Source organism: uncultured Allobosea sp. (assembly GCF_945956895.1).
Lineage (GTDB): Bacteria > Pseudomonadota > Alphaproteobacteria > Rhizobiales > Beijerinckiaceae > Allobosea.
On the sequence record NZ_CAMFJF010000080.1, the window covers coordinates 1 to 11,318 of the forward strand.

An 11,318-nucleotide genomic window follows, 5' to 3' on the forward strand; every position below is an offset into this window, starting at 1 on the left:
TAGCCTTCGCCGCAACCTTTATCTTCTGGCTCAATCAATGAGTCCTGAGCCTAGGCGCGCTGATCTGCGCGCAGCTCCTGTTCCTGGAGGCGGAGAACCCGAAGAGGCCGATCCATCTCTACATCAATTCGCCCGGCGGCGTGGTGACCAGCGGCTTCGCCATGTACGACACGATGCGCTACATCCGCTCGCCCGTGCATACGCTGTGCATGGGGGCGGCGCGCTCGATGGGTTCGTTCCTGCTGATGGCGGGGGAGCCTGGCGAGCGCGGGGCGCTGCCCAATGCCAGCATCCTTGAGGCGTCATTCTCGGGCGGAGCGAAGCGCAGACCCGAGAATCTCATGCCGAAGGATGCTCCCGCGCTCTTCCTTCACGAGATGCTCGGGTCAAGCCCGAGCATGACGGGCGGGGCGCGTCACTTCTCCAGGAAAGCCCGGATCGCGCCTTCCGCCTGCTTCATCGAGATGACCCCGTCGAGATGGCCGCGCGCGCCGTCGATGGTGGCGTGGGTGATGTCGCGCCCGGCGTCCTTCGCCGCCTTCACCGTCGTCGCGACCATGTCGGGCGTGAAGACGAGGTCCTTCGGCTGGGTGATCAGCAGCATCGGCGCCTTGATCTTCGCCATGCCGTCGGCGAGCGAGGTGCCGCCGGCGGCGAAGAGCTGGTTCGCCTTGACCAGATAGAGGAAATGGTTGGCGTCGGAGAGCTTGGCGCGGGCCATGCCTGCATTGTCGAGCACGCTCTGGACCTGGAACTTGTTGGCGAGCGCCTTGCCGGGTTCCTCGCCCTCCTTGGCCGGGCGACGGCCGAAGGTGGCATTGGCCCAATCCTGGTGGTTCGCCTGCAGGGTCACCGCGGTCAGCGCCTTGGCGAGCCCGGCCAGCGGCGGGGCCTTGCCGTAATAATCGCCATTGTTCCAGTTGGGGTCGACGAGAATGGGAGCCGCCCAGACATCGAGCCAGGCGATCAGCATCGCGTCGGCCTCGCCGGCTCCGATAACCGGCATGGCCTTGGCGACCATCTCAGGATGGCTCGCCGCCCATTCGAAGGTCTGGAGCGAGCCCATCGAGGGACCGGCGACCAGCGCAAGCTTCTTGATTCCAAGGCTTTCGACCAGCGCCTTCTGAACTTCGACGAAGTCGCGGACCGTGACGACGGGGAAGTCGAGCCCATAGGGCTTGCCGGTGTCGGGATTGGTCGAGGCCGGGCCGGTCGTGGTGGTCTTGGGGTCACCGGTATTGAGGTTCACCAGCGTGTCCGAGGACAGGACGAAATACTTGTTCGTGTCGATTGCCTTGCCTGGGCCGATGATCGCGTCCCAGTAGCCCGGCGCCGGGTCGTTGGCCGCGTATTTGCCGGCGGCATGCGAGTTGCCGGAGAAGAAATGGCAGATCAGCACGGCGTTGGATTTGTCGGCGTTGAGCGTGCCGTAGCTCTCCCAGCCGACGCGGACGTTCTTCAGGGCCCGCCCGCTCTGGGTGGTGAAGCTTGCGAGCTCAAAGACCTTCTTCTCGACTGTCGGTTCCTGCGCTTCGGCCATGCCCGCCGTCATCCATCCTGCGAGCGCGAGCGCGCCCATGATCCACATCTTCATCGCTGCATCCTTCCCGCTGCCGTAACAAGGTCCGGCTGCATCAGAGCGGATTTCGAGGGTTCGCGAAAGAGGTGGTGTCAGCGCGTGAACTGCGTCGGCACGAGGGAGGCGCCGGTGGGGCTGAGGAGGGCTTCGGGCTCGACTTCGAAGGTGGGGGCCTCGACCGGCCCCTTGAGCACGAAGGGCAGCTTCGGGGCGCCGTTCGCAGAGGAAAGCAGCGCGGTCATGTCAAGGATGCGGGTACGCAGCGAGGCACTGCCGGCAAGATTGAAGCGATAGCTCGAGCCGCTCATCTGCGCTTCGGTCAGGGCGAGCAGGCCGCCAGCGATCCCGGCATTGGCCGTGATGCTTTCGAAAGGCGTCTTGCCCTGCCGCCAGTCGCGCAGGGCTTGGGCCGGGCTGCGTTCGGCGCGGCGGAGCAACTCGCCGAAGGCGACGCCGCCGATCTCGCCCTGTCGGGCCGCGAGATTGACCCGGCCGGTAAGCGATCCCAGCAGTTCGTCGAAGCTGTGGCCGACACCGTCGAGGGCAAGCTGCAGGTTGCCCGTGCCGCTCAGGCGCGCCAGTTGCGGCAGGTCGGTCGCTGCCTGGCCGATATTCACCTTGTCGAGGCCGGCCTGGATCTTGATGTCGACCCCGGCGGGAGCGCCGACCGCGAGAAACCGGCTCTTGACGCTGCCGCCATAGGCACTCGCCCGCAGCAGCCCGGTCTCGAAACGTCCTTTCTTCACCAGCAGATAGGTCGCGACATCGCTCAGCTTCGCACCCTTCAGGCGGGCGGCATCGACCGAGATGCGCAAGTCGATCTCGCGGGCGGTCCAGGCGTCGAGGTCCAGGGGGGTGGTGTCGGCGGCGTCCACGGCCGGGATCGGCAGGCGGTCGACAAGGCGGCCGAGGTCGAGCGTCGCGCCGGCAAGCGTGCCCGATAGCGCGAAGCGCCCGCCGGATTCAGCCAGTTTGATCACGCCGTCGAGGCGTTCGCCTTCAAGGTTGACGACCGCATTGTTGAATGAGACCTCGCGCGGTTTCACCTGGATATCGGCCGAAACAGCGACGGCGCCGAGCGCCGATGCTAGTCGCGATTCCTCGCCGAACCAGCCGAGCAATTGCGGGAGCGACGGGGTGGAGAGTGCGAGAAGGCCGCCGATCACCGGGTCGCCGGGGCCGGTGCGCGTGCCTTCGAAGCGCAGCTTCAGCAGGGAGGAGGTCGCCGAGAGCGCCACCTTCGCGCTGCCGCCGACCATCGGCCAGAGCAGGCTGATCTCGGTCGGCATGCCGCGCCAGTTCAGCGAGCCGGACAGCGCTAGCGGTTCGTTCCGTTCGCGCTCGTCGATCACGAGATCGAGGTCGCGCACGACGCTCTGGATCGCGCCATTCGCCCGCAGGAAGATCGATCCCGTGCTGATGACGATCTTGCTCTGGCTTTGCAGGCGCTCGAATTCCGCGAGCGGGGGGGCGAGCCATTCGGTGATGCCGTCGCTCCCGGCGGGAACGGCGACGTCGATCCGTGGTGCGATGAGATCGACGCGGTCGAAGCTGATCCGGCCACCGAGCAGCGGCAGGAGGCGCAAATGCGCCTTGACCCGTACGGCCTCGCCGGCAAGCGCGCCGTCGCGCTGGGTGAAGGAGACCTGGGACAGGCTGATGCGGGGCAGCGGCAGCAGGGCGATCTCGGCGCGCTCGATCGTCTTGACGACGAAGCCGGTCCGCTCCTCGATGGCACTGATGGCGCCGCGCTGGACGCGTTCGAGCGCGACGTCCCACGACTGCAAACCGAGCAGGCCGGTGGCGACGACGAGGCCGATAGCGAGAATCGCAGCGCGTCTGGTCATGGACTTCCGAATCGGCACCGGGCCGAAAGTCAGCCAGCCCCCCTGGCGGGACAGGGTTTAGGCTGATGCTGAGGGCTTGTCGAGGCCGGAAAGCCGGCTATCCCGCGTGATTGGCGCCGGTTTTCGCCAGAATGAAGGCCGGATAGAGGCCGGCCAGGATGATCAGCAGTGCCGCCAGCGCACCGTCCTCGAAAACCCCGCGCGAGGCATGGCCGTAAACCACCGTCGCCAATGTGTCGACGTTGAGGGGACGCAGCAGCAGGGTTGCGGGTAGTTCCTTCAGGCAATCGACGAAAACGAGGAGTGCCGCGGCAGCGATCGCCGGACGGGCCAACGGCCAATGGATGCGGCGCGTGACCTCCGGTCCGGCGGCTCCCAGCGCGCGGGCGGCGTCGTCGATCCGCGGCGAGACGCGCGAAAGCCCGCTCTCGACGCCGGAGACACCGATGGCGAGGAAACGCGCGGCATAGGCGATCACCAGCGCGGCGCCCGAGCCGATCAGGATCAGGCCCGGCTTGAGGCCAAAGAGGGCGGCTGCCGCATCGGCCAGCAGGTTGTCGAAGGCTGCGATGGGGATCAGCAGGCCGAGTGCGAGCACCGTGCCGGGCACCGCATAGCCGAGGCTGGCGATGCGGGCGAGGGGCTTCAGCCAGGTCTCGCGGCCTGTCCGGGCGGCGGTGGCGATCCCGAGCCCGAGCGTCACGACCAGCACCGACGCGAGCGCGGAGAGCAGAAGGGCATTGCCAAGGAGGCGCAGCAGCGCCGTGTCGAACTGTGCGAGCAGGCCGCGCTGCAGGATCTCGACGACGAGATAGCCGACCGGCAGGGCGGCGCCGAAGAGCACGGGCAGGAAGCAGGCGAGGGGGGCCAGAATGGCGCTGCGTCCACGCAATGGCCGGCGCGTGACCGGCCGGGGCTGGCGGACGGGCAGGGCGAAGCGGCGCTGTCCGCGCAGCCTGATCTCCGTGAGGATCAAAGCGAAGACGATCAGCAGCATGACGCAGGCGATTTGGGCGGCGCCCGGCAGCGAGCCGCGATTGACCCAGGTCGTGTAGATCGAGAGCGTCAGCGAGCGGACGCCGAGATATTCGGTGGCGCCGATATCGTTCAGCGTCTCCAGCAAGACGAGGGTGAGGCCGGCCGCCAGCGCCGGGCGCGCCAGTGGCAGGCCGATGTGCCAGAACAGGCGGCCGGGCGCAGCGCCCAGATTGCGCGCGGCCTCGACGATGCTGGCGCCTTGCACGCTGAAGAGCGCGCGCGTGCTGAGATAGACATAAGGGTAGAGCACGATCGCCATGATCGCGACCGCGCCCGGCAGGTTGCGCGGATCGGGAAACCAGTAGTCGCGCAGCGAGCGCCAGCCGGTGGCGGCGCGTAAACCGCTCTGGAGCGGCCCCTGGAAGCCGAGGAATTCGACGTAGATATAGGCCGTCAGATAGGTCGGCAGCGCCAGCGGCAGTACCAGCAGCCATTCGAACGAGCGCCGGCCGGGGAAATCATACTGCGTCACCAGCCAGGCGGTGCCGACGCCGATGACGGCGCAAGCGACGCCGACGCCGGCAAGGAGCAGGCTCGTCTGGGCGAGGGCTGTCGGCAGGACGTTTGCGGCGAGATGCGGCCAGATCTCGGCCGCCTGCTGCGAGGAAATGGCCGTCGCGACGAGCGCGAGCAACGGCAGCGCCACGAGCGCCGCCCCGCCGATCGCGGCATAGGCGAAACGCGTCGACGGCCGCCATCGGAACGGCGACCGTCGTGCGAGCTTGAGCGGCTGGCTCAGGCTCAATTGTCGAAGCCGACCTTGTCGGCCAGATTGGCCGCGGCCTTGCGCTGCTTGGCGACCTCGGAGAGCGGCAGCTTGTCCGGGGTGACGGCGCCGAGCAGCTTGACGGCGGCGGAGTCGGTCACGGCCGCATTGACCGGGAACTCGAAATTGCCGTTCGCGTAGAGCGCCTGCGCCCTGTCGCCGAGCATGTACTCGACCAGCTTGACGGCGTTCTCCTTGTTCGGAGCGTTCTTGGCCAGCGCCGCGGCCGAGACGTTCACATGGGTGCCGCCATTGGCAAAGGTGGTCTTGAGCGGCTTGATCGCGTCGAACCAGCCCTTCTGCTCGTTCTTCGCCTCGCTCATCAGGCCGATATAGTAGGTGTTGATGATGGCGATGTCGCAGAGGCCGGACTGGATGTCGCGGGCGACGTCGCGGTCGCCGCCGCCGGGCTTGCGGGCGGCGTTGGCGCGCACGGCCTTGAGCCAGGCCTCGGTCTTCTCCGCGCCGTGATGGGCGAGATAGGCGGCGAACAACGCGTTGTTATAGGGGTGCTGGCCGGCGCGGATGCAGAACTTGCCCTTCCACTTGGGATCGGCGAGGTCCTCATAGGTGATCGCGTCCTGGTTGACCCGTTCCTTCGAGACCACGACGACGCGGGCGCGCTTGGTCAGGGTGACCCAGTTATTGTCGGGGCGCAGCTGGGCCGGCACGGTCTTGTCGACGATTTCGGACTTGATCGGCTGGGTGATGCCGGCATCGACCGAGGCGTTGATCTCGCCGACATCGACCATGAGCATGACGTCGGCCGGGCTGTTGGCGCCCTCGGCCCGAACACGCTCCTGCAGGCCGTCCTTCAGGAAGACGGCATTGACCTTGATGCCCGTGTCCTTGGTGAAGGCTTCCAGCACAGGGTTGAGCAGAGCGGGCTCGCGGGTCGTGTAGAGGTTCACGCCTTGCGCGAAGGCGGGAGCGGCCAGCAGGCAGGAGGACAGCGCCAGGGCGTGGAGATAGGTCTTGGCGATCATTCTTCTGCTCCGTCGGTGGGCGCTATCAGCGCGATGGGCGAGCGATAGAGCGCCGCTTGCGGGGCGTCAATGAAGTAATCCTTTGATATCAATGTCTTATATCAATTCTAGGGTTCCTCTGATTTTGATGAATTCTAATAAGTCAGGCAGTGCCTTGGAAAGACGGAGAGATTTCTGGCGTCTGGTGGTTGTACGTTTTTCGGATGAGACGACCTGTCGCGGAGAAGGGCCGTCTTCCAGGGCTTCGCGTGAGCGAAGAGCCCGGAACTATGAGCACGACACTCCCGTCATGGTCGGGCTTGTCCCGGCCATCCATGTCTTCATTCGGCGAGGGCTGTGTTCAAGACGTGGATGCTCGACACAAGGGCGAGCATGACTATGACAAGAATGCCAGCCCATCGCAGGCCTGCGGGAACCGGGGTTACAAACTGCGCGTCATGAACGAGTTGCCCGACCGGTCGTCGAGGACATCCTGGTCGCCCTCGTTCTTGAGGGGCCAGTGCAGCAAAAACGCGCGTGAATGCCTATGGCGGTAAACGGCATCCTGATCCATTTGTTTTATGAGGGGTGGCCTTGAGATGCCTGCGATCTAAAGGAACAGTCGATGACAGCGCCGATGGATCGTGAGGGGATTGAAAAGCTCATCGATGGAATGACGCTGAAGGAGAAGGTCGGGCAGCTCACCATGCTGAGCGGCGAGCTGGTGCAGACGGGGCCGGCTTCTGCGCCGGTCACATCCGCCGCCATCCAGAACGGAGAGGTGGGCAGCCTCCTGAACCTGGTCGGACCGGACCGCATCCGTGATGCGCAACGGCATGCCGTAGAGGGCTCGCGCCTCAAGATTCCGCTCTTCTTCTCGCTGGACGTCCTCCACGGGCTCAGAACGATGTTCCCCATTCCCTTCGGAGAGTCGGCAGCCTTCGACCCGGCGCTGTGGGAAGCCACAGCCCGTGTCGCAGCGGAAGAATGCGGTGTCGAAGGCATCGATCTCACCTTCGCCCCGATGATCGACATTGCGCGGGATCCACGCTGGGGCCGCACGCTCGAAGGACCGGGTGAAGACCGTCTCGTCGGTCAACGGCTCGCACGGGCGAAGGTGCGCGGCTATCAGACCGCCAATCTCGCCTCGCCCACGGCGATCGCGGCGACCGCCAAGCATTTTGCCGGTTATGGAGCCGTCCAGGCCGGGCGGGAATATGCCTCGGTCGACATGTCGGAACGGTTGCTGCACGAAGTCTACCTGCCGCCGTTCAAGGCGGCGGTCGAGGCCGGCGTGGCCTGCATCATGCCGGCCTTCATCGATCTCAACGGCACGCCGATGTCGATCAACAAGCGGCTCCTGCGCGGCCTGGTTCGCGAGCGCTGGGGCTTTGACGGGGTGATGGTCAGCGACTGGAGCTCCGTCGCCGAGCTGCTGGTGCACGGCGTGGCGGCCGATCGGGCCGAAGCTGCGGCGCTTGCGCTGAATGCGAGCGTGGACATCGACATGATGGGCAAGGGAGCCTATTACGATGGCCTGCCCGAAGCGCTCGACCGCGGCCTCGTCGACATGGCGACCATTGACGAAGCGGTGCGGCGCGTCCTGCTGCTCAAGCTGCGGCTCGGCCTGTTCGACGATCCCTATCGCCGTTGCGGTTCGCCGGAAGCCATCGCGGCCATCAAAGCACAACCCGCAAGGCGTGCCCTGGCGCGAGAAACCGCGCGCAAGTCGATCGTGCTCCTGACCCATGCCGAGGGCACGCTGCCGCTCAAGAAGAGCCTGAAGGCGATCGCGATCGTCGGCCCCTTCGGCCAAATCGTGGGTGGAAACTCGGAACCGGATGCCGTCGTGCGCATCGCCGAGCTGGTCGACCAATTCAAGGCGGCCTTTCCCAACGCCACGATATCGGCCGCAACGGGAAGCGCCGTCGAACAGCCGAGCGAGAGCGGTCTCGAAGCAGCGCTGCGAGATGCGCGGCAGAGCGATGTGATCGTGCTTTGCGTCGGCGAAAGGGTCGATATGGCGGGCGAGGCCAGTAGCCGTGCCTATCCCGGGTTGCCCCAGCCCCAACAGGATCTGGCGCGTGCGATGCTGGAGACGGGCAAGCCGGTCGTCGTACTGTTGTTCTCGGGGCGGCCACTGATCCTGCCGGATTGGCTGGCAGAGCGCGCCAAGGCGATCCTCGCCGTCTGGCATCCCGGCTCCGAAGGCGCCGGCGCCATCGTCGATCTCTTGAGCGGGGCACATAATCCGAGCGGCAGGCTCACGATGTCATGGCCGGCCGATGTCGGCCAGATCCCGATCTTTTTCGCGGAGCGCCCGACGGGCCGCCCGCGGCTGGAGGAGGAGCATTTTTCCAGCAAGTATCTCGATATTCCGAACGCGCCGCGTTTCGCGTTCGGCCACGGCCTGTCCTACACCAGCTTCGCCATGACCAATCCTCGCGCGACCAAGTGGACGATCACCGCGGAAGAGACGACCGAGATTCTGGTCGACGTCAGGAATACGGGACTGATGACCGGCGAGCACACCGTATTCCTGTTCATTCGCGACCTCGTCTCGTCGATCACGCGGCCTTCGCTCGAACTCAAGGACTTCGCCAAGATTGCGCTCGCGCCGGGCGAGCTGAAGACGATGCGCTTCACGTTGTCCCCCGACCAGCTCAGCTTCCTCGGTCCCGATCTCGAGCCAGTGCTCGAACCGGGCACTTTCGAAGTTCTTGTCGGGCCGAGCGCCGACCCGGAGCGCTTGCAGCGACTGGAATTGCGGGTGCATCCGGCTCCGGGCATCGTCTGATGCCCCGGTCCGTGACCGAGCCTTGAGCGCCGCGATGGACGAGAGCCCAGCACCGCCCGCGGCTGCTTCCGCGCTGGATATCCCGGCAAGCGGAGTCCCGCACCAGCTCTGGATCCTGATCAAGGCGATGAGCTCGTCGCCACGGCGCGACGCCCTCCTGTTCCTGCCCATCGGCAGCGTGGTCGTCATTGCGACCAACGCGGTGTTTCAGATCCGGCTGAACAACTGGCAGGGGGCGCTCTACGACGCCCTCCAGAACCGCGACCTTGGAGCCTTCGGCCACCAGCTTTTGGTGTTCCTGTCGATCATCGCCGTCCTGCTGCTGCTCGTTGTCGCCCAGGCTTGGCTCACGGAGGTCGGCAAGGTCAGGCTGCGGGGCTGGTTGACCCGGGACCTGCTTGACGAATGGCTGAAGCCCAAGCGGGCGTATCTGCTCGCCTTCGCCGGCGAAGCCGGCGTCAATCCCGACCAGCGCATCCACGAAGATGCCCGCCACCTGACTGAGCTCTCGGTCGATCTCGGCAACGGCTTGTTGCAGGCCTCGCTGATGCTCCTGAGCTTCATCGGGGTGCTGTGGATCCTCTCGGCGCAGGTCGTGTTCAATTTCGGGCATGGCAACGTCACCATCCCCGGCTACATGGTCTGGTGCGCGATCGCCTATGCGGCCATCGGCTCCTGGCTGGCATGGCGCGTCGGCCGGCCGCTGATCGATCTGAACGCCGAGCGCTATGCACGCGAGGCCGATTTCAGGGTGTCCCTGATCAGGGTCGCCGAGCGGTCGGAAGCCATCGTGCTCTACCAGGGCGAAAGCGACGAACGCAGCCATCTCGACCAGACCTTTCACAAGGTCCAATCCCTGGCGCGCCAGCTTGCCGGTGGCATCGTCTCGCTGACCTGGGTCACGTCGGGCCATGGCTGGCTCGCCATGGCGGCGCCCTTCGTCATCGCATCGCCCGGCTATTTCGGCGGCCAGCTCACCCTCGGATCACTGATGATCGCGGTCGGCGCGTTCAACCAGGTCCAGTATGCCTTACGCTGGTTCGTCGACAATTTCTCGAAGATCGCGGATTGGCGGGCGACGCTGCTGCGGATCATGGCCCTGCGCGACAGGCTCCAGCGCATCGAGGAGCTGCATGGCGACCAGCACCGGATCACCTTCTACGAAGCTCCGGCCGGCACCCTGGTTCTCGAACAGGTGGAAGCCTATCTGCCCGGCTCGCTCGTCGAATGTGCCGCGCTCGAGGAGAGCAGGATCGAGCTGAAGGGCGGCGAGCATGTCCTGATCGAGGGCGACAGCGCAGCGGCCAAGACGACGCTGTTCATGAGCCTTGCCGGGCTCTGGCCCTGGGGCGACGGCCGCATGGGCCTGCCGCCGCGTCCGGACATGCTGTTCCTGCCCGAGCGCCCCTATTTCCCGCGCGGGTCGCTGCGGACCGCGCTCGCCTATCCGGCGGAAGCGCCGGACTATACGGATGAGCACTATGCCGATGCGCTGCGCGCGGTTGGCCTCGATCGCCTGGTGGAAGACCTCGACCGCGCCCTGGAGTGGGACCGGCAGCTGTCGCTCGAGGAGCAGCAGATCCTCGGCTTCGCGCGTGTCTTCCTGCACACGCCCCGCTGGGTCTTTCTCAACGATTCACTGGGCGCCGTTCGCGAGAAAAGCCGAGCCGCATTGCTGGCGGCCTTCGCAGCCAAGCTCCGTCAATGCACCATTGTCAGCACCGGCAGCGATATCGGCCATCATTTCTTCCAGCGTAGCATCCGCCTCCAGCATGTTCCTCGGAGAAAATCCAAGATAACCGCTAGCAGCTCCTGAAAGGAGCGACTCCAAGAAATCTCAACTGCAAAGCAGCTTCCAACGGCGGCTTTCTTCTCCGCCGACAGAACGGTCAAATTCGGCTCCTTCGGTCCGGTCTGCGGATCGGCAGTCGAGGTTCGCTTCTTCCACTTCGCGACGGTCTTCTGATTGATCCCGTAGCGCGTCGCGAGTTGCCTCAGGCTCGTTTGACGATGCTGTCGCTCGACGGATCACTGCCGTCGTCATGGCGCTCCCATGGTGAACCTGGCCCATAGCGCTTCCTTCCACTGGCGCGAAATGACTGCATCAGCAAAGCCCGGGATCAAACACCTAGGTTGCCGCCGGCGGCTGCAGCCGATGCTGGCCGCCAAGACGGTGGTTGTGTTTCCGGGCCAAAGAAAGCGCAAGGCATCCGCGACGGCGATGAGCGCGCGCTCGCGACCAGCGGCGGATGACCTGTCGCTCGGGATTTCGGTGTGACTGCGCCAGGCGGACTGGCAATCGAACCCAATCGCTCCCGACGAGCCG

The 11,318-nt window shown here is 65.7% G+C and carries 7 protein-coding genes and 2 pseudogenes; 3 read left to right on the top strand and 6 right to left on the bottom strand.

Features of this window, described 5'->3' with window-relative positions; all coding sequences use genetic code 11:
* Nucleotides 1–47: 47 nt before the first annotated feature.
* Nucleotides 48–320 (top strand): annotated as a pseudogene (locus Q0Q02_RS21255) (ATP-dependent Clp protease proteolytic subunit); the annotation flags it as partial.
* A gap of 95 nt (nt 321–415) precedes the next feature.
* On the opposite strand, the gene Q0Q02_RS21260 reads toward Q0Q02_RS21255, so the two are convergent.
* The 4 genes from Q0Q02_RS21260 to Q0Q02_RS21275 form a co-directional block, all read right to left on the bottom strand.
* Nucleotides 416–1,594: a homoserine O-acetyltransferase gene (locus Q0Q02_RS21260; protein WP_293812502.1), complete on the bottom strand. Its 1,179-nt coding sequence runs from the start codon at nt 1,592–1,594 to the stop codon at nt 416–418.
* Nucleotides 1,595–1,671: 77 nt separating this feature from the next.
* Nucleotides 1,672–3,426 (bottom strand): AsmA family protein, encoded by a 1,755-nt coding sequence (locus Q0Q02_RS21265; RefSeq protein ID WP_293812504.1) that lies wholly within the window; start codon nt 3,424–3,426, stop codon nt 1,672–1,674.
* A 97-nt stretch (nt 3,427–3,523) separates the two neighbouring features.
* Entirely contained in the window at nt 3,524–5,209 is a 1,686-nt protein-coding gene (locus tag Q0Q02_RS21270; RefSeq protein WP_293812506.1) for an iron ABC transporter permease, read from the bottom strand.
* Nucleotides 5,206–6,216: an extracellular solute-binding protein gene (locus Q0Q02_RS21275; RefSeq protein ID WP_293812508.1), complete on the bottom strand. Its 1,011-nt coding sequence runs from the start codon at nt 6,214–6,216 to the stop codon at nt 5,206–5,208. The genes Q0Q02_RS21270 and Q0Q02_RS21275 overlap by 4 nt, the downstream gene beginning before the upstream one ends.
* A 604-nt stretch (nt 6,217–6,820) precedes the next feature.
* Here Q0Q02_RS21275 and Q0Q02_RS21280 point away from each other — a divergent pair.
* Nucleotides 6,821–8,992: a glycoside hydrolase family 3 N-terminal domain-containing protein gene (locus Q0Q02_RS21280; protein ID WP_293812510.1), complete on the top strand. Its 2,172-nt coding sequence runs from the start codon at nt 6,821–6,823 to the stop codon at nt 8,990–8,992.
* A gap of 22 nt (nt 8,993–9,014) precedes the next feature.
* Nucleotides 9,015–10,808 carry an ABC transporter ATP-binding protein/permease gene (locus tag Q0Q02_RS21285; RefSeq protein ID WP_293812512.1) on the top strand — a complete coding sequence of 598 codons (1,794 nt, stop codon included), beginning with the start codon at nt 9,015–9,017 and terminating at the stop codon, nt 10,806–10,808.
* Between the two features lie 41 nt (nt 10,809–10,849).
* On the opposite strand, the pseudogene Q0Q02_RS21290 reads toward Q0Q02_RS21285, so the two are convergent.
* Nucleotides 10,850–11,063, bottom strand: a pseudogene (locus tag Q0Q02_RS21290) (IS481 family transposase); the annotation flags it as partial.
* A partial coding sequence (locus Q0Q02_RS21295) for a hypothetical protein (RefSeq protein ID WP_293812514.1) occupies nt 11,033–11,318 on the bottom strand: 286 nt, incomplete at its 5' end. The pseudogene Q0Q02_RS21290 and the gene Q0Q02_RS21295, both read right to left, overlap by 31 nt.